The following is a 25,487-nucleotide window of genomic DNA, read 5'->3' as shown; positions in this document are numbered from 1 at the left end:
CCTATTTTAGAGCCCGGCCCGGGGCGTGAGGCCCGCGACCCGGGCCAGCCTGCGGTAGGAGTCCAGCAGTGCCGCCCGGTCGTAGGTGGAGGTGGTGACCAGCAGTTCGTCCGCGCCGGTCAGCTCGGCGACCTCGGACAGCTCCGCCGCGACCTGTTCCTCGGTTCCGTGGACGTGCCCGGCCAGAGCCCCCTCGTACAGCTGCCGCTCCTTCGGGGTCATGGCCATGGCCTCGACCTCCTCGGCGGGTCGGAGCGGCGGGAAGCTGCCCCGGGTGCGGGAGTGGGCGAGGGACCACGCCTCGGGGACCAGGATCCGGCGGGCGTCCGCAGCGGTGGCCGCCACCGCCACCGTGCCGGAGACCACCACGTACGGCTCGGCGCCCCACGCCGTGGGCCGGAACTCCCCGCGGTACGCCCCGACGACCTCCGTGACCTTGTCGCGGGCCCGCAGGTCTCCCACGACCAGCGGCAGCCCGGCCCGCGCGGCGATCCCGGCGCCCTCACCGGTGGCCAGTACGTAAGCCGGTATCCGCAGCCCCTCGGCGGGGCGGGCGTGCACCTCGGGATGCGCCCGCTGGCTGCCGTCGAGCCAGCCCAGCAACTCGGCCAGCTGCTCCTCGAACCGGCCGGCATCGGCGGTGTTCCGGCCCAGGGCCCGCCGGATGCCGGTGGTGAAGCCGACCGAACGGCCGAGCCCCATGTCGATCCGGCCGGGGTACAGCGCCTCCAGGACCCCGAACTGCTCCGCGACCACGAGCGGCTGGTGATTGGGCAGCATGACCCCGCCCGTTCCCACCCTGATCCGCCGGGTGGCGCCGGCGACGGCGGCGGCCAGCACGGTCGGGGCGGAGCCCGCGACCCCGGGCACGCTGTGGTGTTCCGATACCCAGAAGCGGTGGTAACCGAGTTCCTCGGCCGTCCGGGCCAGGTCCACGGTGTCGCGCAGGGCCTCCGGAACCGGGCGGCCCTCACGGGTGCGGGACCGGTCGAGTATGGAGAGTCTTCGGATCACACAGGTCTCAACGTCCGGGGGCCGCGAGGATTCCCGCGACTCGACCTCCCGGGGCAATGCACCTGGGCCCGTTGTCGGGGCGCCCGAGTGCGTCCAGTACTCGGGCGCCCCTCCGCCTTGTGATGCACGGCACCGGACGCCGCGGGCCTGACCGACGCCACTTTGACGACAGGACCTAGGGTTGCGGGATGAGCGGGAACACCCACCGGCCGCTGGCCGTCTTCGACATCGACAACACCCTGGCGGACACGGGCCACCGCCAGCACTTCCTGGAGCGCCGTCCCCGCGACTGGACCGGCTTCTTCGGCGCGGCGCCGGCCGATCCGCCGCTCGGGCGCGGAGTGGCGCTGGCGCTGGAGAGCGGGGCCGACTGCGAGGTCGTCTACCTGACCGGCCGTCCCGAGCGGTGCCGGGCGGACACGGAGGACTGGCTCGTCCGGCACGGCCTGCCCGAGGGGCGGCTGTGGATGCGCGGGAACCAGGACCGGCGGCCGGCCCGGACGACCAAGCTGGAGGTGCTGAAGCGGATCGCCCGGGGCCGGGAGGTGCGCATGCTCGTGGACGACGACGAACTGGTCTGCCAGGCTGCCCGCGCCGCCGGATTCCGGGTCGTCCTGGCCGACTGGGCGGCGGACGCACCCGAACTCAAGGCGGCGCAGGAGGGGGAAGGCCGGACCTGAGCGGGCAGGGGAGCCGGTCAGTCCTCGCCCTCCAGGCGGAAGCCGACCTTGAGTCCCACCTGGTAGTGGGCGATCTCGCCGTTCTCGAGGTGCCCGCGTACCTGGACGACCTCGAACCAGTCGAGGTTGCGCACGGTCTGGCCCGCACGGGCGATCCCGTTGCGGATGGCCTGATCGATGCCCTCGTGGGAGGTGCCGACGATTTCGGTCACCCGGTACGTGTGATTGGACATGGGGGTCTCCCGACACTGGGTGGCTTCTGCCTCGTTCTACGGTGCCCCAGTAAGTCCGGCTCCGCGAACTTTGCGTGAACAGTTCCGAGCGAAAGGCCCTTGACCCACCCATTGGTCTATGCCAATTTCAAGCCATCCGAGATCCGTCCCCAGAAGGTGGCCTTTCGTGAAGATGCGCTTCCTCGCCGTGTGTACCGCCCTCGCGGCCGCGACCGCCCTGACGGGCTGCGGCCAGTCGGGTGACCCGGCCCCGGGAGCGCAGAAGGTGACGCTCTGGCTGATGAAGGGCAGCGCGTCGGAGGACTTCATCGGAAAGTTCACCGCGTCCTTCGAGCGGGAACACCCGGGTATCGACCTGGACGTCCGGATCCAGGAGTGGACGGGCATCGGCGAGAAGGTGAACGCCGTGCTCAAGGGCAGGAGCAAGGAGGGCGCCGACGTCATCGAGGTGGGCAACACCCAGGTCGCGCAGTACATCGAGACGGGCGGCCTCTCCGAGCTCACCCTCGAAGGCCTGCGCGAATGGGGCAGCAAGGACTGGCTCAGGGGGCTGTCCGACCCGGGAAGCGTCAACGGCGCCCAGTACGGCGTCCCGTGGTACGCCGCGAACCGGGTGGTGATCTACAACAAGGACCTCTTCGCGAACGCCGGGATCAAGAACACGCCCAAGACCCGCGCGGAGTGGCTCCAGACCACCCAGAAGCTCGACAGGGGCGGCCAGCAGGGCATCTACCTCGCCGGCCAGAACTGGTACGTCCTCGCCGGCTTCATCTGGGACGAGGGCGGCGAACTCGCCATCGAGACCAGCGGCCGGTGGGTCGGCAGCCTCGACGACGAGAGGGCCCTGGCCGGGATGGAGTTCTACAAGCAGCTCCAGAGCCTCGGCAACGGCCCCAAGGACGCCGACGAGGAGACGCCCCCGCAGTCGGAGGTCTTCGCCGGCGGTCAGGTCGCCCAGATCATCGCCCCGCCCGGCCAGGCCGCCGCGATCGAGGCGGCCAACCCGGCGCTCAAGGGCAAGCTCGGCTACTTCCCGATCCCCGGCAAGACCTCCGACAGGGCGGGTGCCGTGTTCACGGGCGGCTCGGACCTGATCATTCCGGAGGGGACCCGGCAGCGGAAGGAGGCGGTGGCCGTGATCACCGCGCTGGTCAGCGAGAAGTGGCAGACCGAACTCGCCCGCACCATGAGCTACGTGCCGAACAAGACCACGCTCGCGCACGTGGTCGAGGGCAACGACGGCGCCGCCAGCATGGCCGTCGGCGCCGCCCAGGGCCGGGCCACCCCGAAGTCCGCCCGCTGGGCCGAGGTCGAGGCGAAGAACCCGATCAAGCCCTTCATGACGGCCGTCCTCAACGGCCAGGACCCCAAGCAGGCGGCCAGGGCGGCCTCCGACACCATCAGCAAGGTGCTCAGCTCCGACCGCTGACCCGACCGCTGACCCGACCGCCGACCCGACCGCCGACCCGGCCGCCGACCCGACCGCCGACCCGGCCGCCCACCGGGAGCACCGCCGAGTTCAGCGTCCGCACATCCGCGGGCCGCTGAGCGGTCATGTCGAATCCAGCCGGTCACGGAAGAAGTAAAGGAGCCAGGTCGCACACCTGCCGGCCCGGCCCTCCGTGCCCGGATCAGGAGCCGCCATGACCATCGCACCCCTGTCCCCGTCCCCGCTTTCCCCGGCCCCCGCCGTCACACCGGCTCCCGCCGCCACGGGCACCGCCCCCGTCGGCGGTCCCCGCTACGCCGTGCGCCTGGCCCGCAACGAGGACGAGGTGCGCGCCGCCCAGCGCCTGCGCCACCAGGTCTTCGCCGGGGAGCTGGGCGCCCGTCTGGACGGGCCCGAGCCCGGCCTCGACGCCGACTCCTTCGACGCGTACTGCGACCACCTCCTCGTCCTCGACGAGGAGCGCGAACAGGTCGTCGGCACCTACCGGCTGCTGCCCCCGGAGCGGGCCGCCGTCGCCGGACGCCTCTACTCCGAGGGCGAGTTCGACCTCTCCGCCCTCGCCCCCATCCGGCCCGACCTGGTCGAGGTCGGCCGTTCCTGCGTCCATCCCGACCACCGCAACGGCGCCGTCATCGCCCTGATCTGGGCCGGACTCGCCCGCTACATGGAACGCTCCGGGCACAACTGGCTCGCCGGCTGCTGCTCGATACCGCTCGCCGACGGAGGGGTGCTGGCCGCGGCCACCCGCGAGGCCGCCCTGGCCCGCGCGTTCGCCCCCGAGGAGTACCGGGTCACCCCCCACCTCCCCTGGAACCCCGAGGGCATCCCCTTCCCCGCCCGCACGGAACTGCCCCCGCTGCTGCGCGGCTACCTGCGCCTGGGCGCCTGGGTCTGCGGAGAGCCCGCCCTCGACGCCGAGTTCGGCTGCGCCGACCTGTACGTACTGCTGTCCCTGCGCCGCACCAACCCGCGCTACCTCAAGCACTTCCTCTCGCTCGTCCCGGGCGCATGAGCGTCTGGCTGCCCACCTCGCCCTGCACCCCCGGGGCCTGCGCCGGCCACGCGGGGAGCACCGCGAGCATCCCGCACGCGGTGCTCCGGCTCGCCGCCGCCACCGCCCTGATCCTGGCCGGGGTCCTCGGCGCCCCGCCGCTGCGGCTGCTTCCCGCCCGGCTCCGGCACGCCGCCGTACGGGCCTGGTCGGCCGCGCTGGTCCGGGCCTTCGGCGTACGGATCACCGTGCACGGCGGCAGCCCCGGTCCGGCCGGCGGACGCCTCGTCGTCGCCAACCACATCTCCTGGCTGGACATCCCGCTCGTCGCCGCCGTCCTGCCCTGCCGGATGCTGGCCAAGAGCGACATCCGGGCCTGGCCGGTCCTCGGCAGCCTCGCCGCACGGGCCGGAACCCTGTTCATCGAACGCGACCGGATCCGCGCCCTGCCCGACACCGTTGGGAGCGTCACCGGCGCGCTGCTGGCCGGCGACCGGGTCACGGTCTTCCCCGAGGGCTCCACGTGGTGCGGGCGGGCCCAGGGCACCTTCCGCAGGGCCGTCTTCCAGTCGGCCCTGGACGCACGGGTTCCCGTACAGCCGATCCGCCTCACGTACCTGCGGTGTGACGGGCACACCGCCGGGGAGCCCGCCTTCGTCGGGGACGACCCGCTGACCGCCTCGCTCTGGCGGATCGCCCGGGCCCGCGGAGTGCGGGCCGAGGTCAGGCTGCTGCCGCGGATCCCGCCGGGCCGCCACGCGGACCGGCGGGACCTCGCGGCCGCCGCTCAGACGGCGATCGCCGCCTCCTCACACCCGGTGCCGCTCCCGGGCATCCCCACTCAGCCCGCCAAACCGTCGGCGACCGACAAGGACAGTGCGAAACGGCCCGCCGCGTCCGTCCACCACTGGGTCAGCTCCAGCCCCGCGGCCGCCAGTTCCTTGCGCACCCCCTCCTGACGGAACTTCGCGGACACCTCCGTCAGGATCTCCTCGCCCGCCGCGAACGGCACCACCAGATCCAGTGCCCTGATCTTCACCAGGACCTCGGACCGGGCCCGTAGCCGCATCTCGATCCACTCCTGCTCCCGGTTCCACACCGCCACGTGCTGGAAGTCGGCGGTGTGGAAGTCCGCGCCCAGCTCCCTGTCGATGACGGCCAGTACGTTCTTGTTGAACTCGGCCGTCACCCCCTGCGCGTCGTCGTACGCCGCCACCAGCACGGCTTCGTCCTTGACCAGGTCCGTGCCGATCAGCAGCGTGTCACCGGGCGAGAGCATCGCCCGCACGGACGCCAGGAACACCGCGCGCTCCGGCGGCAGCAGGTTCCCGATCGTGCCGCCCAGGAACACCACCATCCGGGGCCCGGGGGACTCCGGCAGGCGCAGCGCCGCCGTGAAGTCGGCCAGCAGCGCGTGCACCCGCAGCCCCGGATGAGCCGCCAGCAGCGTTTCGGCCGCACCGGCCAGGGCGCTCTCGCTCACGTCCACCGGGATGTACGTGTCCAGCGCGGGCATCGCCTCGATCAGGTGCCGGGTCTTCTCCGAGGAGCCGGAGCCCAGCTCCACCAGGGTCCGGGCCCCGCTCGCCGAGGCGATCTCCTGCGCCCGCTCCAGCAGGATCTCCCGCTCCGCGCGCGTGGGGTAGTACTCGGGCAACCGGGTGATCTCCTCGAAGAGTTCACTGCCCCGCGCGTCGTAGAACCACTTCGGCGGCAGCACCTTGGGGGTCTGGGTCAACCCGTGCAGCACGTCCGCGCGCAGCGCCGCCTCAGCGGCGTTCTCATCGAGGGTCCGGGTCATCTGGAAGTCGTTCACGAGCGCTCCTTCTCCCTCATGGGGGTCTCCTTGAGCGGGGTCAGCTCGACCCGGGTACGAGTGGCGGTCAGCAGGGTCCCGTCGGGCACTTCGCACCAGCGGGAGTCGTCGTCGTACGGCTCGGACGCCACCACCACGCGCTGCGTCTGCGCGTCGGCCAGGTACCAGAGCGAATCGCCCCAGGCCGTCGCCGCGATGGCGGAGCCGTCCGTCAGCAGCAGGTTCAGCCGGGAGCCGGGAGCGGCCCCGGCCAGCTCCCGCACCGGTCCGGCCAGCGCGGTGCCCAGGTCGTCCCCGGCCCGCAGCCGGTGCAGGGTCAGCGCCCAGATCAGCGCCGAATCCGTGCGCGCCTCCAACTGCAGCAACTCCTCGGGCGGCAGGCCGAGCGCGAGCGGAGCCGCCGCGTCCGGCCAGTCCCGTATCACGCCGTTGTGGCTGAACAGCCACGGCCCGTCCGCGAACGGCGCTGCCGCGGCCTCCCCGTCGGCCCCGGGCAGCGTGGAGTCCCGTACGGCGGCCAGTGCGGCCCCGCTGCGCACCACGCGGGCGAGATCGGTGAAGGTCAGGTCGGACCAGATCGGCCCGGCCTTGCGGTAGCGAGCCGGCACCGGGTCGTCGTCGGCGTACCAGCCGACGCCGAAGCCGTCGGCGTTGACCGTGCCGCTGCGCTGGTGGTGCGGCTCCCAGGACTGGTGGACCAGCGAGTGCGCGGGCTCGCTCAGCAGCCGCCCGAGCGCCACCACCGGTCCCAGATAGGCGATATGACGGCACATCAGACGTCCCTCGCGGTGCGGAAGCCGGAGAATATCTGCCGCCGCACCGGCAGGTCCCAGTTGCGGAACGTGCCCCGGCAGGCCACCGGGTCCACCGCGAACGAACCGCCCCGCAGCACCTTGTGCTCCGGCCCGAAGAAGACCTCCGAGTACTCGCGGTACGGGAAGGCCCGGAACCCCGGGTACGGCAGGAAATCGGAGGCCGTCCACTCCCATACGTCGCCGATCAGCTGGCGCACCCCCAGGGGGGAGGCGCCGGCCGGGTAGCTGCCCGCCCGGGCCGGACGCAGATGGCGCTGGCCCAGATTGGCGTGGGCGGGGGTGGGGTCGGCGTCGCCCCACGGGTATCGGGTCGAGCGGCCGCTCGCCGGATCGTGCCGGGCGGCCTTCTCCCACTCGGTTTCCGTGGGCAGTCGGCGCCCCGCCCAGCGGGCGTAGGCGTCCGCCTCGTACCAGCTGACGTGCAGCACCGGCTCCTCGCCCGGCACCGGCTCGGTGACGCCGAAGCGGCGGCGCAGCCACTGGCCGCCCTCGCTGTGCCAGAACAGCGGTGCCCCGATGTCGTGTTCGCGGATCTGCTCCCAGCCCGCCGGCGCCCACCAGCGGGGCTCGCGGTAGCCGCCGTCGGCGATGAACGCCTCGTACGCGGCATTGGTCACCGGCACCGTGTCGATCCAGAACGGCGCCGTGTCCCGGGTGTGCGCGGGCCGCTCATTGTCCAGCGACCACGGCTCGGCCGACGTCCCCATGGTGAACGGGCCGCCGGGGACGAGCACTTCGGCCGCGGGCGGCGGATCGTACGCGGGATCCGGGTCCGGGGCGGTCAGTACGGGGGCGCCCCGGCGGAGCTGATGGGTGATCAGCATGGTTTCGTCGTGCTGCTGTTCGTGCTGGGCGATCATCCCGAAGGCGAAGCCCGAGTCCAGCAGCGCCGTGCCCTCCAGCGGAGTGCGCTCCAGCAGGTCGAAGACCCTGCCGCGTACCTCGGACGCGTAGCGGCGGGCCTCCCCGGGCCCCAGCAGCGGCAGCTTCGGCCGCTCGGAGCGGGGATGCTCGAAGGCGTCGTAGAGCGAATTGATCTCGGGGCGCATGGAGTCGCGCCCCGCGACGTTGCGCAGCAGCCAGAGCTCCTCCTGGTTCCCGATGTGCGCCAGGTCCCAGACCAGCGGGGACATGAGGGGGGAGTGCTGCGCGGTGAGGTCCTCGTCGGTCACGGCGTCGGTGAGCGAGGCCGTACGGGCCCGGGCGGCGGTCAGCGCGGCGGCCGCCCGCTCCCGCAGGCCGGGATGGGATTCGGTGGTCACGGCCGGGCCTCCGTCGCGGTGGGATGGGGGTGGGGCGGTTCGTCGGCCGGGCTGCGACCGCGCAGGACGAAGCGCTCGGTGAAGGCGCCGACCGTGTCGCGGACGTGCGCGCTCGCGCCCAGCCGCGGCAGCGCCTCGGAGGCGGCCCGGAAGCAGGCCCTGGCCGCCGCGCGCAGCTCCGGATCGGACAGGCCGCGACGGGCGGCGGAGCGCCAGAGCGGATTGTGGGGCGCGGGCTCGGAGCCGTAGGCGTCGGCGAGCCCCTTGGCGACCCGGTACGCGGTCTCGGCCGCCTCGGGATCGTCGAACAGCGCGTGCACGACGGCCACCGGGACCAGCCAGCCGTCGTCACCGGGCTGGGCGTCGATCATCCGCAGCTCCAGGTGGCCGCGCGGCCGCACGGGCGGGAACAGCGTGGACAGGTGGTAGTCCAGGTCTTCCGCGGTGGGGGGCCGCTGCCCCGGGTGGCCGCCCGTGCGCAGCCAGTCGCGGAAGGTCATGCCCCGCGGGACGGTCCACGGCCCGTCGCCGAGGGACCGTACGCACATCACCTCGGTGTCCAGTGCCGTCCGGGTCCAGGTGTCGCGCGGCGGGCCGTCCAGCGGCGGGGCGAGCGCGCGCCGGCCGTCGTCGATGTCGGCCCAGGTGCCCTGGCGGGCACAGCGCCATCCGGCGTACGGACCCTCGTGCGCGGGGGAGTTGGCGAACGCGGCCACCAGGACCGCGCCCAGCAGGTGCGCCAGCCGCCAGCGCCGGCCGTGGCCGAGGACGCCGGGCTCCTCGTGTCCGGCGTCCACACAGACCTGTACGGAGGCGGAGGCGCACATCATGGCGCGCCCGGCCGGGCCGGTGCGGTCGAAGTAGGCCTCCATCGCGTCGTAGCGGGGGCTGGCCAGCAGCCGGCGGTACGGGCGGCGGGAGTCGTGGCCGTGGCCGTGCAGGACCAGCCCCTGCGTGAGCAAGGCGGCCCGTACGGCGGTCAGATCGTCCTGCAGGCTGTCCACGCAGGCGCTCAGGGAGGTGGCGGGGGCCGAGCTGAGCTCCAGCTGGCCGCCGGGTTCCACGGTCACCCCGGAGTGGAGGGGCAGGGCGCGGGCGGTGGTGTGCGCGGCGAGCAGCCGTTCGGGGGACAGGGGCCGACCGGGCCGCTCCGCGTCCAGGACCAGCCATTCGAGCTCGGCGCCCAGGAGGCGGGGTGGACCGGTCTTGAAACATATGCCGTGGACCAGGTCCTCGGCCTCGGGCTCGGTGATCGCTGGTGCGGGTGGGTGGCCGGTGGGCGGAGCGGGTGAATCCTGTGACATGACCGGGTCCTCGTCTCCTGTCGTCGGTCGTGACATCACCCGTCCCTACCCGTCTGCCGGGCACAAATACCTTTGCCGCCGAGGCTGATGGTGCAGAAGATGACGGTGTGAGCAGCAGATTGCGCGAGATCGCGCGGGAGAACGCGGAAATCCTGGCGGCCGGTGGCTACCGGACGCGGTCGGGACGGCAGGTAGCGCTGGCCGCCGCCCTGGCGGAAGCCAAGGCAGGAACCAGGATATATGGACCAAACCGCGTCATTCCAGGCGAGATGATCGCGCGCGGGGACGGCGGGACGACCGTCGAGGTAACCGGGGAGAGCAGCACGGTCGCCGCCCGCAGGCTCGTCGCGGCGGGCCCGCGGCCCGACCCGGAAGGCGCCGGGGTGGCCGTGCTGAACTTCGCCTCGGCCCGGAATCCCGGCGGCGGCTACGTCCGCGGCGCCAAGGCCCAGGAGGAGGCGCTGTGCCGCGCCTCGGCCCTGTACGAGACCCTGCTGGAGGCGCCGGAGTACTACGAGGTCCACCGCGCGGAACGCAGCACCTTCTACACCGACCGGGTGATTCACTCACCCGGCGTGCCCGTCTTCCGCGACGACCGGGGCGCGCTGCTGGAGAACCCCTTCCGGGTCGGCTTCCTGACCTCCCCCGCCCCGAACGCGGGCACGATCCGCCGCCAGGAGCCGGAGCGGGCCGCGGAGATCCCGGAGGCCCTGGTACGGCGGGCCGGGCTGGTCCTGGAGGTGGCCGCGCTGCACGGGTACCGGGGGCTGGTGCTGGGAGCGTGGGGGTGCGGGGTGTTCCGCAACGATCCGGCGGAGGTGGCGGAAGCCTTCCGGGGCCTGCTGGCGGGACGGTTCGCGGGGGTGTTCGACCGGGTGGTGTTCGGGATCCTGGACCGCGATCCGCGGACCCGGGAGGCCTTCGAGCGGGCCTTCGCCGCGTAGGGACGGGCGACGGCGTCAGGGCCGCCGGCCCGTGTTCCTCCCGTACAGCGCCATGAGGTGGCGGACCAGGGCGAGGGCGGCGAGGAAGGCCACGAGCGCGCACACCCCGTGCCAGCCGGCCCGGCCGTAGACGTGGACCCCGGCCCAGGAACCCGCGCTGCCGCCCAGGTAGGCGCAGGTCATGTAGGCGGTGTTGAGCCTGCTGCGGGCGTCGTCGCGAAGGGCATAGACCCGGGCCTGGTTGGCGACCATGCCGGACTGCATCGCGACGTCGAGCAGCAGCGTGCCGACCACCAGCGCGGCCAGGCCGGCTGCGCCGCCCCGGGCGCCGGCGGCCAGGACCGCGGCCGCGAGGAGGACCCCGAGCACGCAGAACAGGTTCACCCGATCGGGTCCCCTGCGGTCCACCAGGCGACCGGCGAACGGGGTGCAGAGCAGGGTGGCCGCGCCGACCAGGGCGAGCATTCCCACGGCATGGGCCCCCAGGCCGTAGGCCGGGCCGGTCATCAGCAGGGCCAGACACGTCCACACGGCGGAGAACCCGCCGAAGACCGCCGCCTGGTAGAAGCAGGAGCGCCGCAGCTCCGGCTCCGCGCGCAGCAGGCGCAGCGGCTCGGCCAGCAGCCCCGGGTACGGCTGGCGCGAGGGCGGGGCGGTGACCGGCAGGATGCGGGCCAGGACGGTCGCGAGGAGCAGGACCACGACCGCGGCCACCAGGTAGGGGGCGCGCCATCCCAGCCACTCGCCGAGGGACCCGCTGAACGCACGGGCCAGCAGCATGCCGCCGGTGGAACCGCTCAGCAGGGTGCCCACCACCTCTCCGCGGCGCTCGGGGGCCGCCAGCCCGGCCGCCAGCGGACCGATGACCTGGGCGGCCACGGTGGTGACCCCGACCAGTGCGCCGGCGGCGACGAGGGGCGGCAGGGCCGGAGCACAGCCCGCGGCCAGCAGACCGGCGCCGGTGAGGGCGAACAGGGTGACGAGCAACGGGCGGTAGGGGAGCCGGTCGCCCAGCGGCACCAGCAGAAAGATCCCGGCCGTGTAGCCCACCTGGTCGCGGTGACCACGAGGGCGGCGGAATCGGGCGACGCGCCCAGGCCGGCGACGACCAGCGGGCTGATCGCCTGCGGGAAGTAGATGGTGCCCACCCCGACGGCGCAGGTCAGGGCGAGGACCAGGAGCATCCGGCGGCTCATCCCCGGGGCGACGACGGCGGCGCGCCGTGCGCGAGCTGGATGTGTCATGCGCGGAAGTCCACGGCACCCGCGCCCCCGGGCCAATCGATGTAGCGTACGGCTTAATGATCAGCTTCGAGCTCGGCGTCGAGGATCTCGCGGACACGCGGTTCGCCCTGTCGCCCCTGCACGAGACGGTGCTCAGCCTCCGGGTGCTGCGCGAGCCGGGGCTGTCCGCGCTGCTCCTCCCGTGGCGCAGGTCCGTGCTCGGCGAAGGGGGCGGCCCGGGTGGACACGGCGCACTGGGCGCACTCGACGCCGGCCTGCTGATGTCCCTGGTCGCGACGCGGCGCACCCTCCCCGACTTCCTGACCCCGCGGCCCACGGGTTTCGCCCCGGCCTTCGAGGAGGAACTGGCCGTCGTCCGCCGGACCTCCCCCGACGCGGTCCGCCGTGATCTGCTGGCCACGCACGCGCCGGACCCGCTTCCCGAAGCCCTGCGCGCCGCCACCGCCGCCGACGCGGCCGTCGCCGCGCTCCGCGATGACATCTGCGAAGCCCTGCTGCGGTACTGGAAGGCCGCCGTCGAGCCGGTGTGGCCGCAGGTGCGTCTCGTCCTGGAAGCCGACATGACGTACCGCGCGCGGCAACTGGCCGTGGGTGGTGCGCGCCTGCTGTTCGCCGACATGCACCCGAACCTGCGGTGGCACAACGGCGTGCTGCACATCTCCGACATGATCGGCGGTCACCACGTGGCCGCGTCCGGGCGGGGCCTGCTCCTCCTACCGTCCGTGTTCGCCCACAAACCCGCGCCACCGGTCAGCCCGGACCAGCCGCCGACGCTGGCGTACCCCAGCCGCGGAGTGGCGACGCTCTGGGGCCCGGTCCCCGTCGCCGACGCGGCGGCTCTGGTGTCGCTCCTTGGCGCGCCCAGGGCGAGACTGCTCGGCCTGCTCGACGAGCCGCTGCCCACGGTCGAGATCGCCCGCCGCCTCAGGGTCACCCCGAGCGCCGTCTCCCAGCACCTGCGCGTCCTGTACGCCGCGGGCCTCGCCACCCGGGCGCGCGCCGGACGGCAGGTCCTGTACCGCCGCAGCCCCCTCGGCGACCAGCTGACCGGCTACCGCCAGCCGTAGCGTTCGCGCAGCCGGTCGATGACCAGCTGGAAGCGTCCCCGGTCCAGCGCGCAGGCCTCACGCCGCATTCCCGACTCGTGCACCCGCAGCACCCGGTCGACAGCCACCCAGGACTCCCGCCCGGCGCTGTCCCACGGTCCCGTGCCGATCGGCACCCACTCCCGGTCCTGGTCGTGCCGCTTGCTGGACAGCTGCACGGCGAGCAGCGTCCGCCCGGCCGCCTCCCGGGCCACGACGAGCACCGGCCGGTCCTTGCCGCGGCCGTCGTTCTCCTCGTACGGAACCCAGGTCCAGACGATCTCGCCGGGATCGGGTTCCCCGTCGGGGTCGGGGGCGTACGACGTCTGCACCGGGCCGATGGCCTGCGGATCGGCCTCGGAGGTGGCGGTGGCGCCGTCACGGCCGGGCTGGCCGGGACCGGTGCCGGAGTTGCTGTGATGCGAAAGTGCCGTCATCCGGGTGAGGGTAGCGGTCGGGGCGGGGGCAGGGAGTGGGGCGGGGCGGGGCTTCGGGCTGGGGCGCACCCCCGGCGGTGCGGGGCTTCGGGTGGGGCGTATCCCCGGCGGCGCGGGGCTTCGGGTGGGGCGGAGCGGGGCCCCGCCCCGCCTCACCCCGGCCGGCGGGCCGCCCAGTTCTCCGCCGCCTCCACTTGCGCCGCCAGCCCGAGCAGGACCGGCTCCGATTCCGCGGGGCCCAGCAGCTGCGCTCCCAGGGGCAGTGCGTCGGCCGTGAAGCCCGCCGGGATGTTCACGCCCGGCCAGCCCAGGACGTTCCACGTCCAGGCGTACGGGCAGGCCGCGATCATCGCGCGGTCCGTGGCCATCGCACCCAGCCCGGCCAGTGCTCCGATCCGCAGCGGCGGTGTGGCCGTCGTCGGGGTCAGGACCACGTCGAAGCGGTCGAATATCTCGCCGACCCGCCGCCGCAGTACCGACTCGGCCCGGCGGGCGGCCCGCAGCGTCAGACCGCCCAGGATCCGGCCCGTCCGTACGGCCTCGTGCGTGCGCGGGTCCAGCAGCGAGGGATCCGGTACCCGGGCCGCCCAGTCCCGTACGCCGCTGGTCGCCCGGGGGACGAAGGTCAGGCCGATCGGGCCGTAGCGCGGGTCCTCCGGGACCACTTCGTGGCCCAGCGACTCCAGCCGCCCGGCCAGTCGCTCCACCGCCGAACGGACCTCGGGGTCAAGGGACTTGGGCGTCGCCGTGAACGGCATGGCGAACGAGAGGGCGATCCGCAGCCGACGGGGGGTGCGGCGGGCCGCCTCGGACGCCGAGATGCGGGCCGGGCGGTGCAGGTCCTCGGGGTGCGGGCCGCTCGCGGCGTCCAGCAGGAGCGCGGCGTCGGCCACCGTGCGGGCCAGTACGCCGTTGACGGTGAGCCCGTGGAAGGACTCGGGCTCCGGCCAGGTGGAGATGCGCCCGCGCTGCGGTTTGACGCCCACCAGGTGCGTCCACGCCGCGGGGATCCGCACCGAGCCCGCCCCGTCGGACCCGAGCGCCGCCGGGACCAGTCCCGCCGCGACGGCGGCCGCCGAACCGCCCGAGGAACCACCGGGCGTGTAGGCGGGGTTCCAGGGGTTGCGGGTCCGGCCGAAGGCGTGCCCCTCGGTGAAGGGCCACTGGCCCAGCTCCGGCGTCTGGGTCTTGCCGACGATCACGGCGCCGGCCGCGCGCAGCCTCCGTACCGCTTCGCTGTCGGCGGTCTTGGGCGCGAAGTTCCCGGCGCAACCGAAGGCGGTCGGCTCGCCCCCCACGTCCATGTCGTCCTTGACGGCGAGCGGGACGCCCAGCAGCGGCAGCCGCTCGCCCGCGGCCAGCCGCCGGTCCGCCGCGTCCGCCTCGGCCAGGGCGGCCTCGGCCCGCACGGTCCGGAAAGCGTTGAGCTCCGGCTGGGCGGCCGCGATCCGCCGCAGGGACTGCTCGGTCAACTGCCGTGCCGTGACGCTGCCTTCGGCGAGAGCGGCCGCCATCTCCACCAGGCCCGAGGGTCCGGCCGTACCGGACGCGGACCTCGCGGCCACCGTCCCCGCCGTCCCCGCCGTCCCCGCCGTTCCCGCCGTCCCCGCCGTTCCCGCCGAGACCGCTGCCGCCGAAGCATCCGAGACCTGAGAATCCGAGACCGAAGAATCCGACACCGTGATCAACTCCCCCATTACCGACCGGTAGGAAAGACGGTACGGGGGAGTGGTGGCGGTGACTAGATCCAGCCCTCCAGCGAGGTCATGAAGCCGTCGAAATCATCTCGGTGGATGGTGTGCCCGGCCCCGGAGACCGAACGCACCTCGAAACCACGGGAGGTGAGGACCTCCGCCCGCTCCGGCGAGATCAGGACGCTCGGGTCGGCGAGCTGCACGAGCGAGGGCACCACCGGCGCGGCCGGCATCAGGTCGGCTCCCACCAGCGGGCCGAGGCTCAGCGCGGTGGCTTCGTCCCACACCGCCAGGGTCTGCAGTTCGACGTCGACGTCGGCCTCCTCCCAGCGCGGATTCAACGCCTGGATCTGCTCCCTGGGCGCCGACTTGAACTGGGCGAGGATCTCGGGGCCGACGCCCTCCATGGCGGCGAGTGACCACGCCGGGTCGGAGAACACCGCCCGCCGCGGCTTCAGCCGGTCCACCGCGAGCGACAGGGTCAGGCCGCCCAGGGAGTGGCCGATGGCGAGTTCGGCACCGGCCGGAAGCGTCTCGGCCACGTCGTCCGCGTAGAGCTCCGGGCTGTACTCCCCGCGGCCGCTGGCCCCGTGGCCCCGCAGGTCCACGGCTATGACGCGGTACCCGAGGCCGGCGAGTGCCGGACCGACCCGGCGCCAGGTGCGGTGGTCGGACATGATGCCGTGGATCAGGAGGGCGACGCGGTCGCCCTCACCCCAGGTCCGGGTGTGAAGCTGCACTGTGGTGCCTTTCTGAAGGTTCCTCGAAGGATTCCAGGAAGGAGGGACGAAGGTCGAACGGGTCGGCGCACGCTGCGGATCGGCTGCACGTTGGCGATGTCCAGGACGCCCGAGTCGCGCGCCGCGTCCTCGTCCTCGTCCTCGGGCGGCACCATCGTCACCAGGGCCGGTGTCCACGGCCATGTGGCGGCCGAACACGAGCCCGTTTGACGGCCGCGAAGGCCTGCATTGCGTCGCGAAGACCGCCGACACCCCTGCGATCAGGCCGAAGTTCGCGGCCTTGCCGCCCCGCTGCTGCTCGTCGGCCACAGCGCCATCGAGGCCCCCTGCGCCGGAGTCGCCGGCGTCCTGCGAAGCGTGCGGACCAGGTGTGCGCGCTCCTGTCGAGACGGCGGGGGTGCGACGGAGCGCGGCGGGGGGACGGAGCGTCCGGACGCGACCGGACGTGACGGGACACGTCCGGCGACATACCTGTTGAGGTGGATGTGACGGCGGATGTGACACGCTGATTACGCGTGTCACTGATTCGTGTAACCAGCACGTAGCAGTCGTTTCTGGCCATCCGCCAGCCCCCGGGCGCAACCGGTCTGGAAAGATTCCACGGCAATGTCACAGTCATCGAAGTCGCCGAAACCGCCCGCACCGGCCTCCGGGTCTTCCACGCCGCCGCCCGTGCCGACCAGCGCCGACGTGGCCCGCCTCGCGGGCGTGTCGCGCGCCACGGTCTCGTACGTCCTGAACAATGCGGAGGCCGTGCGCATCAGCGAGGCGACCCGTCGCAAGGTCCGCGAGGCCGCCGAGGAGCTCGGGTACGTGCCGCACGCGGCCGCTCGCAGCCTGCGCGCGGGACACACCCGGATCGTGCTGCTGCCCACCTCGCACGTGCCGGTCGGACCGATGTACACCACCTTCCTCAACGAGCTCCAGTGGGCACTGCGCCGCCTCGACTACACCGTCGTCCAGTACGGGAGCCTCGGCCTGGGCGGCGACGAGGCCGCGCGTGCCTGGGCGGAGCTGCGTCCGGTGGCGGTGATCTCGCTGGGCCAGATCGAGCTCTCGGCGCGCAACGTCGCCACCCTGAAGCGGGCCGGCGCCCGCGCGGTGATAACGATGGGCCCGGCCGGCGTGCCGGGGGCGCACGCGCTGGTCATGAACCAGGAGGAGGTCGGCGTCCGGGCCGCAGCCCATCTGGTCGCGCGCGGCCGACGGCGGATCGGCGTGATCGTGCCCGAGGAGGACGGCCTCGAACTGTTCTCCGCACCCCGCCTGGCGGGCGCCCGCTCGGTGGCCGGGGCGGGAGCCGGGTCGGGGGCCGGGTCGGGGGCCCGGGTCGAGGCCCTCCCAATGGCCTACTCCGAGGAGTCGGCCGCGGCGCTCGCCGCCCGCTGGCGGGGGCTCGGGCTGGACGCGGTGTTCGCGTACAACGACGAGTACGCGATGCTGCTGATGCGTGCCTTCCAGGACGAGGGCCTGCGCATCCCCGAGGACGTCGCGGTCATCGGCGCCGACGACCTGCTCATCGGGCTGCTGCTGCGGCCGAGGCTGAGTACGGTGCAGATCGAGATGCCGACCGGTGACCACCTGGCGTCGCTGGTCGACCGTGCGGTGCGGGAGCCGTCGGAGATCACGGAGCGGCACGACCTGATGGCCGCCGTGGCCGTCCACCGCGAATCGACCTGACGGCCCCGTGGGCCCACGGAACGGTCCCGGAGGCCCATCGGAGCCGGACCCGGAGCCGGACCCGGACCCGGAGCCGGACCGGAGCCGGACCGGAGCCGGACCGGAGCCGGACCGGAGCCGGACCGGAGCCGGACCGGACCCGGACCGGACCCGGACCTGCGCCCGGACCGACCATGGGGCCGTTGACAGGTGGTGACCTGCGGACGGAGACTTCGGGCGCGCCCCACCGGGCGCGCCCGGCGGCGTTGTGCGGTGCCCACGCAGGCACCGATGCGCCGCCGCCCGTACGGATCCGCCCAGGAGAGACCCCATGAGCATCCGCACCGTCCGCGACGTCTACGTCGTCGACGCCGTCCGCACCCCGATCGGCAAGTTCGGCGGGGCCTTCGCCGGGGTCCGGCCGGACGACCTCGCCGCGCACGTCGTGCGCGCGCTGGTGGACCGTACGCCCGACCTCGACCCCGCGCGCATCGACGACGTCGTCTTCGGCGACGCCAACGGAGCGGGCGAGGACAACCGCGACGTCGCGCGGATGGCCGTGCTGCTGGCCGGGCTCCCGGTCAGCGTCCCCGGGGTCACCGTCAACCGGCTCTGCGGATCCGGCCTCGAAGCCGTGATCCAGGCCGCCCGCGCCATCGCGCTCGGCGACGCCTCCGTCGCCATCGCGGGCGGCGTCGAGTCGATGACCCGCGCGCCCTGGGTGGTGCAGAAGCCCGAACGGACCTTCCCCGCGGCCCACCAGCAGATGTGGTCCACCACGCTCGGCTGGCGGATGACCAACCCGCGCATGCCCGCGGAGTGGACCGGCTCGCTCGGCGAGGGCGCCGAACTCGTGGCCGACAAGCACGGCATCACCCGCGAGGCGCAGGACGCCTTCGCCCTGGAGAGCCACCGCAAGGCCGCTGCCGCCTGGGCCGCCGGACTGTACGAGGACGAGGTCGTGCCGTACGGGGGCGTGGACCTGGTACGGGACGAGTGCATCCGGGAGGGTTCCACGCCCGAGGCGCTGGCCCGGCTCAAGCCCGCCTTCCGGACGGACGGAAGCGGCACGGTCACCGCGGGCAACGCCTCGCCGCTCAACGACGGCGCCGCCGCCCTGCTGCTGACGGACGAGGCGGGACTGGCCGCCACCGGACGGGAGCCGCTCGCCCGGATCAGTGCCTCGGCCGTCACCGGGATCGAGCCCCAGCTCTTCGGCCTGGGACCGGTGGACGCCGTCCAGCGGGCACTCGGCAAGGCCGGCCGGGGCTTCGCCGATCTCACCACCTTCGAGCTCAACGAGGCTTTCGCCGCACAGGCGTTGGGCTGCCTCGCCTCCTGGCCGGAGCTCGACCCGGCCGTGGTCAACCCGCGTGGCGGGGCCATCGCGATCGGCCACCCGCTCGGTGCCTCGGGGGCCCGGCTGGCCGGGGCGGTCGCCCACCAGCTGGCGGCGGCGGGCTCGGGTACCGGCATGGCGGCGCTGTGCATCGGGGTGGGGCAGGGCATCGCGCTCGTCCTGGAGCGCTGAACCGGCCGCCGCCGTACGGTGGGCGACCGTTTCCGGACACGGACCCTTGCCAACTGCCCAATAACTGAACAGAAGTGGTGCCTCCGGTCTGGCACGATGGCGCGTGCTGCCGCCCCCCGCCCCGCCCATCCCCACCGGAGGCCCCGCGCCATGCCGCTTCTCGATCCGACGCTCTGGCAGGACGGACCCACCCCCCTCACCGGCGGCGCCGCCGCGGTCGTCGAACCCGCTACCGGCCGCACCCTCGCCACCGTCGACCTGGCCGCGCCCGCGGACGTCGCGGACGCCGCCTCACGGGCCCGGGCCGCACAGCGCGACTGGGCGCGCGCCACCCACCTGGAGCGCGCGGCCGTGCTGCGCCGTGCCGGGGACCTGTTCTCCGCGCACGCCGCGGAACTGCGGGAGTGGCTGGTGCGGGAGTCCGGCTCGATACCGGGCAAGGCCGACTTCGAGCTGCACGTCGCCGCACAGGAATGCTACGAGGCCGCCGCGCTGGCCTCGCGCCCCACGGGCCAGGTACTGGCGAGCGAGGCGCCCCGGCTGTCCTTCACCCGCCGGGTGCCGGCCGGGGTTGTCGGCGTCGTGGCCCCGTTCAACGCCCCGCTGATCCTCGCGATCCGCTCGGTCGCGCCCGCCCTGGCCCTCGGCAACGCGGTGCTGCTCAAGCCCGACCGGCGCACGGCCGTCTGCGGGGGCCTCGCCCTGGCCGCCGTGTTCACCGCGGCCGGTCTGCCGGGCGGGCTGCTGCACGTCCTGCCGGGCGACGCCGGGACCGGTGCCGCGGTGGTCGCCGACCCCCGGGTCCGGGTGGTGTCCTTCACCGGGTCCACCGCCGCCGGCCGCTCCGTCGCGGAGCTGGCCGGCCGTCACCTCACCCGCGCCCACCTGGAGCTGGGCGGCAACTCGGCCCTCGTCGTGCTCCGCGACGCCGACGTCGAGGCCGCCGTGGCCCAGGCCTCCTGGGGTTCCTTCTTCCACCAGGGCCAGATCTGCATGACGGCCGGGCGCCACCTCGTCCACGCCTCGCTCTACGACGAGTACGTGGAGCGCCTCGCCGTACGCGCCGAAGCCCTGGCGGTCGGGGACCCGTACCGCGAGCAGGTCCACCTGGGCCCGCTGATCGACCGGGCCCAGGTGGAGCGCGTACACGCCCTGGTGGAGGCCAGCACCGGACGGGGCGCCAAGCTCGTCGCGGGCGGAACTCACCGGGACCTCTTCTACCGTCCGACGGTGCTGGCGGGCGTCGCCGACGACACGCCCGCCTACGCGGAGGAGGTCTTCGGCCCGGTCGCGCCCGTACGCTCCTTCGCGACGGAAGAGGAGGCGGTGGCCCTGGCCTCGGAGGGCCCGTACGGCCTCTCCCTCGGGATCGTGACCAGGGACGCGGCGCGCGGCCTGGACCTGGCCGAGCGGATCCCGACCGGGATCGCGCACGTCAACGACCAGACGGTCAACGACGAGGCCGTCGCCCCGTTCGGCGGCGTGGGTGCCTCCGGCACCGGTGCCCGCTTCGGCGGCGAGGCGAACCTGGACGCCTTCACGGAACTGCGCTGGACCACGACCCGCGCCGTCCCCGCACCTCACCCGTTCTAGGAATGCCGACGGCAGGCCGTTCGTTCCAGAAGCAGACGGCTCAATCAGGAGGTCTGGAAACCGTGGCTACAGTCGAGCTCACCAAGGAAAACTTCGACCAGACGGTCAGCGAGAACCCGTTCGTGCTGATCGACTTCTGGGCGGGCTGGTGCCGGCCGTGCCTGCAGTTCGCCCCGGTCTACGAGAGGGCGTCGGAAGCCCACCCGGACCTGGTCTTCGCCAAGGTGGACACCGAGGCGCAGCAGGAGTTGGCGGGTGCCTTCCAGATCACCTCGATCCCGACGCTGATGATCGTCCGGGACCAGGTGGCCATCTTCGCCCAGCCCGGCGCGCTGCCCGAGGCGGCTCTGACGGACCTCATCGGGCAGGCCCGCGCCCTCGACATGGACGAGGTGCGCGCGAAGATCGCCGCCGAGCAGAAGGGCGCCCAGGACACGGGAGCGCAGGACTCCGGCACGCCGGAAGTCTGATTGCGCGACGCCGCCCCCTGCGGGCGGTGACACTGATCCGTATGACTGAAGCCGTGGAGTACGACGTCGTGGTGCTCGGCGGGGGGCCGGTGGGCGAGAACATCGTCGACCGGACCCGCGCCGCCGGGCTGAGTACCGCCCTCGTGGAGAGCGAGCTCGTGGGCGGGGAGTGCTCGTACTGGGCCTGCGTTCCGAGCAAGGCGCTGCTGCGCCCGGTCCTGGCCCGGGCCGACGCCCGCCGGGTGCCGGGACTGGCGGGCTCCGCGGCGGGGCCGCTGGACACGGCGGCGGTGTTCGCGCACCGCGACTACTGGACCGGGAACTGGAAGGACGAGGGCCAGATCGACTGGCTCGGCTCGATCGGCGCCCATGTGTACCGGGGCCACGGCAGGCTCCACGGGGTCCGCAAGGTGGCCGTCACCAGCCCCGAGGGCGAGCACCACGTGCTGTCCGCCCGCCACGCGGTGGTGATCGCCACCGGTACCCGGGCGATGATCCCCGACGTGCCGGGGCTGGCCGGGGCCCGTCCCTGGACCAGCCGGGAGGCGACCTCCGCCCGGGACGTGCCCGGCAGGCTGCTGATCGTGGGCGGCTCCGTGGTCGCCGCCGAGATGGCCACCGCGTGGCAGGGCCTCGGAGCGCAGGTCACCGTACTCGTACGCGGCCCGCGGCTGCTGCCGCGGATGGAACCCTTCGCGGGCGAGCTGGTCGCCGACGCGCTGCGCGAGGCGGGGGCGGTGGTCCGTACGGGCGTGGCCGTCGAGGCGGTCGTACGGAACGGCTCCACCGGGCCCGTGACGGTGGTCCTGCGAGGCGGCGAGATGCTGGAGGGCGACGAACTGCTGATGGCGACGGGCCGTACGCCGCGGACCGAGGACATCGGGCTGGAGACCGTCGGGCTGCGCGCGGGGGAGTGGATCGGGGTCGACGACAGCTGCCGGGTGCCGGGGCACGACTGGCTGTACGCGGTCGGCGACGTCAACCATCGCGCGCTCCTGACCCACCAGGGCAAATACCAGGCCCGGATCGCGGGCGCCGCCATCGCCGCGCGCGCGGCCGGCACGGCCCCGCTCGACACCGGACCCTGGGGTGCGCACGCGGCGACCGCCGACACGCGGGCCGTCCCGCAGGTGGTCTTCACCGACCCGGAGGCCGCCGCGGTGGGCCTCAGCCTGGCCGAGGCCGAACGGGCGGGCCACCGGGTGCGCGCCGTGGACTACGACCTGTCCAGGGTCTCGGGCGCCGGGCTGTACGCCGACGGCTACCGCGGCCGGGCCCGGATGGTCGTCGACCTGGACCGCGAGGTCGTCCTCGGGGCCACCTTCGTCGGCCCGGGCGCCGCCGAGCTGCTTCACGCGGCCACGGTCGCGGTGGCGGGGGAGGTGCCGATCGCGCGGCTGTGGCACGCGGTTCCGTCGTTCCCCACGATCAGCGAGATCTGGCTGCGCCTGCTGGAGACGTACCGGGGATAGCGGGTGTCCGGCGGCGGAACTCCCGATCCCCGGGCCTCGGCCCGGTCGGGGACCGGACGCTGCGCCTGGAGGAATGATCTCCTCGGTGTGTTGAATGCGGCGTACGCACGTGTGGACCAGAGACGAAAGAGGCATCGCCCGTGATCGTGATCGCCCACCTCAGCGACATCCACCTCGACGGCGGCCCGCGGGCAGCCGACCGTACCCGCGCCGTCATGGAGTACCTCGACGCCCTGCCGTACGACCTCGACGCGGTTCTGGTGAGCGGGGACATAGCCGACCACGCCGCTCCCGCCGAGTACGAGGAGGCCGCCGAGCTGCTGCGCTCGCGGCACCCCCTCGTCGTCTGCCCCGGCAACCACGACGAGCGGGTCGCTTTCCGGCAGGGGATGTCGGGGGAGGGAGCCGACGCCTCCGCGGCGCCGGTCGACCAAGTGCTGCGCGGGGACGGCTTCGTGCTCGCCGTGTGCGACTCGTCCGTTCCCGGCGAGGACCACGGCCTGCTGGAGGAGTCCACGCTGGCCTGGCTGGACGGCGTACTGTCCGACACCCCGCGCGAGACCCCGGTGCTGGTCGCCTTCCACCACCCGCCGGTACCGCTGCACACCCCGTACGTCGACGGGATCCGGCAGTTCGGCGAGGAGCGGCTGGCGGCGCTCGCCGAACGGCACCCGCACCTCAGTGCGTTCCTGTGCGGGCACGCCCACACCGCGGCCGCGACCACCTTCGCCGGACGCCCGCTGCTCGTGGCGCCCGGTGTGGTCTCCGCCCTCAGGCTCCCCTGGGAGATCCAGACGGGGCCCGACCACCACGTCCACCTCGACGAGCCGCCCGCCGTCGCCTTCCACGTGCTGGGTGAGGACGGGCGGCTGACGACCCACTACCGCGTGGTCGCCGGCCGACGGTAGCAACTGCCGTCCCGGGTCCTGGTGAGACGGCCCGAGGTGATCAGATAGCGCCGCAGCGCCGAGCAGTCCTCGTGCACCGTGCGCAGCGCGTCGTTCACCTCGGGCTCCGTGTACTCCCGGTCCACCGCGAACAGGGTCTCGGTGAGGTGGGCGAGCAGCTGCTCGCGCCGGGCGGCCTTGCGGGGGATGGCGACGAGGCGCCCGCCGGAGAAGGGGTCTGATACGTCCCGCCGTGCCGGGGGCGCGGATTGCCGGTGTTCGGTGCTCTGTGACATGTCCGCGAGCTTCACCCGCCGCCCTCCCGCGGGGCAACGCAATTTTCGGCACAGCGCGCCCGGCCCACCGCTGAGCGGCCGTACGCACGAACGGCCCGCCGGACTCCGGGGGAGACCGGCGGGCTTCGGCGTGCGGGGCGTGCGGGGCGTGCGGGGCGTGCGGGGGGTGGCGGGTCAGGGACCGACGGTGATCTGCTGCGCCGGGTCGGTGGTGTCGCTGACCAGGTAGACGGCGTTGAAGGTGGACGTGGTCGCGCTCGTCGGGCAGCCGAACCCGCCGGTGACCGTGACCGGTACCGAGGCGTTGGTGAAGGTCAGGCTCGACGGGGCGCCGTTCGTCCAGCTCCCGGGCACGTTGGCGGAGGCCGCCGGCGCGGCGGTCACCGTACAGGTGGCGAGGCCCGTGGTGTGCACGACGAGCCCGCCGACCGGCACGGTCATGGTGGCGGTGGCCGGGGCGCCGTTCTGCATCGACACCGACCAGGAGCCGCTGGTGGTGACCGTGGGGGTCACGCCCCACATGCTGGAGGTGCACGAGCTGTACGTGGGCGGCGTGATCGGCGAGGAGACCGCCCCGGCCGGGTTGGTGTTGCCGGGGGCGGCCGGCACCGCACCGGTGGCGACGGAGACCGTACAGGTCACCGTCACCGAACCGGCCTTGAAGGTGGCCTTCCCGCTGAGGGTGGCCTTGAAGGAGTCCCCGGCCGGGGTGACGGTGGTCGACCCGGCCAGCGGTAAGGGGGCGGCGGAGGCGGAGGCGGTGACCGAGGCCGCCGACAGGGCTGCGGCGGCGGCCATCCCGAGGGCGAGAGCGGTGCGCGTACGGTTCATGGCTGTGCTCCTTGGGGATCGGAGTGCGGCGTGGGGACCGCGGGGGAGGGAGCGGGGGCGGGGGCGGCGAGAGGGGCGGGAGCGGGGGCAGCGGCGGCGGACGGCTGCCAGGCGAACATCAGGCCGCCGCCGAGAATGCCGAGCAGGGTGCCGATCAGGAACCCGCCCAGGTTGGACAGGACCAGGGCCGCCGTCGCGATCAGCGTGGTGAGGACACCGGCCAGGCCGCGCTGCGCGGGCGCGAACCAGGCGGTGAGCCCGAACACGATCATGACGATCCCCATCAGGACGGACGGGATCCCCGCCACCCCCTGCTGGAGCATGATCTTCAGCGGTGCCAGCGGCAGGACACAGATCCACGCGCCGGCCAGGACCGCGAACAGCCCGCCCCAGAAGGGTCTGCTGCGCCGCCACCGCCGCCAGCGGGTCAGAAGCATTCCTTCTTGCCCTTGCTGACGTTCATGCTCAGCCCGGACAGCTTGAAGGTGCCGGCGTTGGTGGCCCACGCCGTCTGCTGCAGATCGGTGATGCTGACCCTGTCCGCCTGCTGGGCGAACAGGTCCTGCATCCCCTGAGCGTCGGCCGGCCCCTTGTCGAGGGTGGAGGCGTCACGGCCGATCTCGATGTTGGTGAAGACCGCGTCGCCGGCGAGCTGCGTCGCGTCGACGAACAGGTTGCTCGCCTCCACGGGCTTCTTCTGCCCGGCCGTGAGGTTGAGCGAGATGTCCCCGATCACCGGGAGCGTGGTGACCACCGACTGGCAGAGGCTGTTGAGCTTGGCCTCCCTGATGGCGGTGACCGCCACCGGGATCAGCTCCTCGCGGGCGTTGACGTCGACGCTGCCGTACTGGGCGAAGCCCTCGCCCTCCAGGCTCTTCGCCGACACCTTGAACTGCTGCCCCGAGACGGCGAAGGAGGCGGCGAGCGCGCCCTGCGCGAGGGCGATGCCGAGACCGGCGGTGACGGCGACGGCGGGGACGGTCAGGACCGCGAAACGACGCCAGCGCACACGGCCGTCGACGGGTCCGGGAGCACCGGG

At 73.6% G+C, this 25,487-nt stretch carries 27 protein-coding genes; 13 read left to right on the top strand and 14 right to left on the bottom strand.

Translation table 11 applies throughout. From position 1 onward, the window contains the following. Positions 1-6: 6 nt before the first annotated feature. Entirely contained in the window at positions 7-1,014 is a 1,008-nt protein-coding gene (locus ACFCZ1_RS15280) for an LLM class flavin-dependent oxidoreductase (protein ID WP_376678750.1), read from the bottom strand. A 188-nt stretch (positions 1,015-1,202) separates the two neighbouring features. On the opposite strand from ACFCZ1_RS15280, the gene ACFCZ1_RS15275 reads away from it, so the two are divergent. Beyond that, positions 1,203-1,694: a hypothetical protein gene (locus ACFCZ1_RS15275; RefSeq protein ID WP_376678749.1), complete on the top strand. Its 492-nt coding sequence runs from the start codon at positions 1,203-1,205 to the stop codon at positions 1,692-1,694. Positions 1,695-1,711: 17 nt separating this feature from the next. Here the strand turns inward: ACFCZ1_RS15275 and ACFCZ1_RS15270 are convergent, their stop codons facing one another. Further along, complete coding sequence (locus ACFCZ1_RS15270; RefSeq protein ID WP_376678748.1) at positions 1,712-1,927, bottom strand: dodecin; 216 nt, start codon at positions 1,925-1,927, stop codon at positions 1,712-1,714. A 166-nt stretch (positions 1,928-2,093) separates the two neighbouring features. Between ACFCZ1_RS15270 and ACFCZ1_RS15265 the strand changes: the two genes are divergently transcribed. From ACFCZ1_RS15265 to ACFCZ1_RS15255, 3 genes are all read left to right on the top strand, one after another. Further along, a complete protein-coding gene (locus ACFCZ1_RS15265; RefSeq protein WP_376678747.1) occupies positions 2,094-3,356 on the top strand; it encodes an extracellular solute-binding protein in 1,263 nt (420 codons plus the stop codon). Positions 3,357-3,570: 214 nt separating this feature from the next. Next, complete coding sequence (locus tag ACFCZ1_RS15260; protein WP_376678746.1) at positions 3,571-4,389, top strand: GNAT family N-acetyltransferase; 819 nt, start codon at positions 3,571-3,573, stop codon at positions 4,387-4,389. Beyond that, positions 4,386-5,327 (top strand): lysophospholipid acyltransferase family protein, encoded by a 942-nt coding sequence (locus ACFCZ1_RS15255; RefSeq protein WP_376678745.1) that lies wholly within the window; start codon positions 4,386-4,388, stop codon positions 5,325-5,327. The genes ACFCZ1_RS15260 and ACFCZ1_RS15255 overlap by 4 nt, the downstream gene beginning before the upstream one ends. Here the strand turns inward: ACFCZ1_RS15255 and egtD are convergent. From egtD to egtA, 4 genes are read right to left on the bottom strand one after another with little or no spacing between them, the layout of a single operon-like run. Continuing rightward, on the bottom strand, positions 5,210-6,184 hold the full coding sequence (gene egtD / locus ACFCZ1_RS15250) for an L-histidine N(alpha)-methyltransferase (RefSeq protein WP_376678744.1): 975 nt from the start codon (positions 6,182-6,184) through the stop codon (positions 5,210-5,212). The two genes, ACFCZ1_RS15255 and egtD, sit on opposite strands and share 118 nt — an antisense overlap. Next, on the bottom strand, positions 6,181-6,957 hold the full coding sequence (egtC, locus tag ACFCZ1_RS15245) for an ergothioneine biosynthesis protein EgtC (RefSeq protein WP_376678743.1): 777 nt from the start codon (positions 6,955-6,957) through the stop codon (positions 6,181-6,183). Before egtC ends, egtD begins: the two co-directional genes overlap by 4 nt. Then, positions 6,957-8,261 (bottom strand): ergothioneine biosynthesis protein EgtB, encoded by a 1,305-nt coding sequence (egtB, locus tag ACFCZ1_RS15240; RefSeq protein ID WP_376678742.1) that lies wholly within the window; start codon positions 8,259-8,261, stop codon positions 6,957-6,959. Before egtB ends, egtC begins: the two co-directional genes overlap by 1 nt. Continuing rightward, the gene (egtA, locus tag ACFCZ1_RS15235) at positions 8,258-9,565 is read right to left on the bottom strand and encodes an ergothioneine biosynthesis glutamate--cysteine ligase EgtA (RefSeq protein ID WP_376678741.1); all 1,308 of its coding nucleotides are present in this window, start codon (positions 9,563-9,565) and stop codon (positions 8,258-8,260) included. The genes egtB and egtA overlap by 4 nt, the downstream gene beginning before the upstream one ends. A 107-nt stretch (positions 9,566-9,672) precedes the next feature. On the opposite strand from egtA, the gene ACFCZ1_RS15230 reads away from it, so the two are divergent. Beyond that, the gene (locus tag ACFCZ1_RS15230) at positions 9,673-10,509 is read left to right on the top strand and encodes a TIGR02452 family protein (RefSeq protein ID WP_376678740.1); all 837 of its coding nucleotides are present in this window, start codon (positions 9,673-9,675) and stop codon (positions 10,507-10,509) included. A gap of 15 nt (positions 10,510-10,524) precedes the next feature. Here the strand turns inward: ACFCZ1_RS15230 and ACFCZ1_RS15225 are convergent, their stop codons facing one another. Next, the gene (locus tag ACFCZ1_RS15225) at positions 10,525-11,559 is read right to left on the bottom strand and encodes an MFS transporter (protein WP_376678739.1); all 1,035 of its coding nucleotides are present in this window, start codon (positions 11,557-11,559) and stop codon (positions 10,525-10,527) included. A gap of 250 nt (positions 11,560-11,809) precedes the next feature. Here ACFCZ1_RS15225 and ACFCZ1_RS15220 point away from each other — a divergent pair, with 250 nt between their 5' ends. Next, a complete protein-coding gene (locus ACFCZ1_RS15220) occupies positions 11,810-12,820 on the top strand; it encodes an ArsR/SmtB family transcription factor (protein ID WP_376678738.1) in 1,011 nt (336 codons plus the stop codon). On the opposite strand, the gene ACFCZ1_RS15215 is transcribed toward ACFCZ1_RS15220, so the two are convergent. Beyond that, entirely contained in the window at positions 12,805-13,275 is a 471-nt protein-coding gene (locus ACFCZ1_RS15215; protein ID WP_376678737.1) for a type II toxin-antitoxin system PemK/MazF family toxin, read from the bottom strand. The two genes, ACFCZ1_RS15220 and ACFCZ1_RS15215, sit on opposite strands and share 16 nt — an antisense overlap. Before the next feature lie 152 nt (positions 13,276-13,427). After that, entirely contained in the window at positions 13,428-14,789 is a 1,362-nt protein-coding gene (locus ACFCZ1_RS15210; protein WP_376678765.1) for an amidase, read from the bottom strand. Here ACFCZ1_RS15210 and ACFCZ1_RS15205 point away from each other — a divergent pair. Further along, on the top strand, positions 14,758-14,928 hold the full coding sequence (locus tag ACFCZ1_RS15205; RefSeq protein ID WP_376678769.1) for a hypothetical protein: 171 nt from the start codon (positions 14,758-14,760) through the stop codon (positions 14,926-14,928). The genes ACFCZ1_RS15210 and ACFCZ1_RS15205 overlap by 32 nt on opposite strands. Positions 14,929-15,016: 88 nt before the next feature. On the opposite strand, the gene ACFCZ1_RS15200 is transcribed toward ACFCZ1_RS15205, so the two are convergent. Continuing rightward, entirely contained in the window at positions 15,017-15,709 is a 693-nt protein-coding gene (locus tag ACFCZ1_RS15200) for an alpha/beta fold hydrolase (RefSeq protein ID WP_376678736.1), read from the bottom strand. Between the two features lie 606 nt (positions 15,710-16,315). On the opposite strand from ACFCZ1_RS15200, the gene ACFCZ1_RS15195 reads away from it, so the two are divergent. From ACFCZ1_RS15195 to ACFCZ1_RS15170, 6 genes are all read left to right on the top strand, one after another. Further along, positions 16,316-17,389, top strand: coding sequence for a LacI family DNA-binding transcriptional regulator (locus tag ACFCZ1_RS15195; protein WP_376678735.1), 1,074 nt, complete (start codon positions 16,316-16,318; stop codon positions 17,387-17,389). Positions 17,390-17,699: 310 nt separating this feature from the next. Continuing rightward, positions 17,700-18,899 (top strand): thiolase family protein, encoded by a 1,200-nt coding sequence (locus ACFCZ1_RS15190; protein WP_376678734.1) that lies wholly within the window; start codon positions 17,700-17,702, stop codon positions 18,897-18,899. Between the two features lie 150 nt (positions 18,900-19,049). Continuing rightward, entirely contained in the window at positions 19,050-20,492 is a 1,443-nt protein-coding gene (locus ACFCZ1_RS15185; RefSeq protein WP_376678733.1) for an aldehyde dehydrogenase family protein, read from the top strand. Between the two features lie 62 nt (positions 20,493-20,554). Further along, positions 20,555-20,962 carry a thioredoxin family protein gene (locus ACFCZ1_RS15180; protein ID WP_376678732.1) on the top strand — a complete coding sequence of 136 codons (408 nt, stop codon included), beginning with the start codon at positions 20,555-20,557 and terminating at the stop codon, positions 20,960-20,962. A 41-nt stretch (positions 20,963-21,003) separates the two neighbouring features. Next, positions 21,004-22,434, top strand: a complete 1,431-nt coding sequence (locus ACFCZ1_RS15175) for a dihydrolipoyl dehydrogenase family protein (protein ID WP_376678731.1) — start codon at positions 21,004-21,006, stop codon at positions 22,432-22,434. A 140-nt stretch (positions 22,435-22,574) separates the two neighbouring features. Next, positions 22,575-23,342 (top strand): metallophosphoesterase, encoded by a 768-nt coding sequence (locus tag ACFCZ1_RS15170; protein ID WP_376678730.1) that lies wholly within the window; start codon positions 22,575-22,577, stop codon positions 23,340-23,342. Here ACFCZ1_RS15170 and ACFCZ1_RS15165 read toward each other — a convergent pair. From ACFCZ1_RS15165 to ACFCZ1_RS15150, 4 genes are all read right to left on the bottom strand, one after another. Next, positions 23,315-23,617 carry a DUF2087 domain-containing protein gene (locus ACFCZ1_RS15165; protein ID WP_376678729.1) on the bottom strand — a complete coding sequence of 101 codons (303 nt, stop codon included), beginning with the start codon at positions 23,615-23,617 and terminating at the stop codon, positions 23,315-23,317. The two genes, ACFCZ1_RS15170 and ACFCZ1_RS15165, sit on opposite strands and share 28 nt — an antisense overlap. Before the next feature lie 174 nt (positions 23,618-23,791). Next, positions 23,792-24,448: a hypothetical protein gene (locus ACFCZ1_RS15160; RefSeq protein WP_376678728.1), complete on the bottom strand. Its 657-nt coding sequence runs from the start codon at positions 24,446-24,448 to the stop codon at positions 23,792-23,794. After that, positions 24,445-24,885 (bottom strand): DUF6114 domain-containing protein, encoded by a 441-nt coding sequence (locus tag ACFCZ1_RS15155; protein ID WP_376678727.1) that lies wholly within the window; start codon positions 24,883-24,885, stop codon positions 24,445-24,447. The genes ACFCZ1_RS15160 and ACFCZ1_RS15155 overlap by 4 nt, the downstream gene beginning before the upstream one ends. Continuing rightward, on the bottom strand, positions 24,876-25,457 hold the full coding sequence (locus ACFCZ1_RS15150) for a DUF6230 family protein (RefSeq protein ID WP_376678726.1): 582 nt from the start codon (positions 25,455-25,457) through the stop codon (positions 24,876-24,878). The genes ACFCZ1_RS15155 and ACFCZ1_RS15150 overlap by 10 nt, the downstream gene beginning before the upstream one ends. Between the last annotated feature and the right edge of the window lie 30 nt (positions 25,458-25,487).

Source organism: Streptomyces sp. NPDC056224 (assembly GCF_042267665.1).
Classification (GTDB): domain Bacteria; phylum Actinomycetota; class Actinomycetes; order Streptomycetales; family Streptomycetaceae; genus Streptomyces.
The sequence above is the reverse complement of the archived record's forward strand: the minus strand, read 5'-3'. Positions and strand labels throughout refer to the sequence as shown.

What these genes read in the sequence shown, in the direction of transcription:
- ACFCZ1_RS15215 (WP_376678737.1), bottom strand. Translation starts at nt 13,275, where the DNA reads ATGACGGCACTTTCGCATCACAGCAACTCCGGCACCGGTCCCGGCCAG.
- ACFCZ1_RS15195 (WP_376678735.1), top strand. Translation starts at nt 16,316, where the DNA reads ATGTCACAGTCATCGAAGTCGCCGAAACCGCCCGCACCGGCCTCCGGG.
- ACFCZ1_RS15275 (WP_376678749.1), top strand. Translation starts at nt 1,203, where the DNA reads ATGAGCGGGAACACCCACCGGCCGCTGGCCGTCTTCGACATCGACAAC.
- ACFCZ1_RS15255 (WP_376678745.1), top strand. Translation starts at nt 4,386, where the DNA reads ATGAGCGTCTGGCTGCCCACCTCGCCCTGCACCCCCGGGGCCTGCGCC.
- ACFCZ1_RS15185 (WP_376678733.1), top strand. Translation starts at nt 19,050, where the DNA reads ATGCCGCTTCTCGATCCGACGCTCTGGCAGGACGGACCCACCCCCCTC.
- ACFCZ1_RS15260 (WP_376678746.1), top strand. Translation starts at nt 3,571, where the DNA reads ATGACCATCGCACCCCTGTCCCCGTCCCCGCTTTCCCCGGCCCCCGCC.
- ACFCZ1_RS15190 (WP_376678734.1), top strand. Translation starts at nt 17,700, where the DNA reads ATGAGCATCCGCACCGTCCGCGACGTCTACGTCGTCGACGCCGTCCGC.
- ACFCZ1_RS15155 (WP_376678727.1), bottom strand. Translation starts at nt 24,885, where the DNA reads ATGCTTCTGACCCGCTGGCGGCGGTGGCGGCGCAGCAGACCCTTCTGG.
- ACFCZ1_RS15160 (WP_376678728.1), bottom strand. Translation starts at nt 24,448, where the DNA reads ATGAACCGTACGCGCACCGCTCTCGCCCTCGGGATGGCCGCCGCCGCA.
- egtC (WP_376678743.1), bottom strand. Translation starts at nt 6,957, where the DNA reads ATGTGCCGTCATATCGCCTATCTGGGACCGGTGGTGGCGCTCGGGCGG.
- ACFCZ1_RS15210 (WP_376678765.1), bottom strand. Translation starts at nt 14,789, where the DNA reads ATGGCGGCCGCTCTCGCCGAAGGCAGCGTCACGGCACGGCAGTTGACC.
- ACFCZ1_RS15175 (WP_376678731.1), top strand. Translation starts at nt 21,004, where the DNA reads ATGACTGAAGCCGTGGAGTACGACGTCGTGGTGCTCGGCGGGGGGCCG.
- egtA (WP_376678741.1), bottom strand. Translation starts at nt 9,565, where the DNA reads ATGTCACAGGATTCACCCGCTCCGCCCACCGGCCACCCACCCGCACCA.
- ACFCZ1_RS15165 (WP_376678729.1), bottom strand. Translation starts at nt 23,617, where the DNA reads ATGTCACAGAGCACCGAACACCGGCAATCCGCGCCCCCGGCACGGCGG.
- ACFCZ1_RS15270 (WP_376678748.1), bottom strand. Translation starts at nt 1,927, where the DNA reads ATGTCCAATCACACGTACCGGGTGACCGAAATCGTCGGCACCTCCCAC.
- ACFCZ1_RS15220 (WP_376678738.1), top strand. Translation starts at nt 11,810, where the DNA reads ATGATCAGCTTCGAGCTCGGCGTCGAGGATCTCGCGGACACGCGGTTC.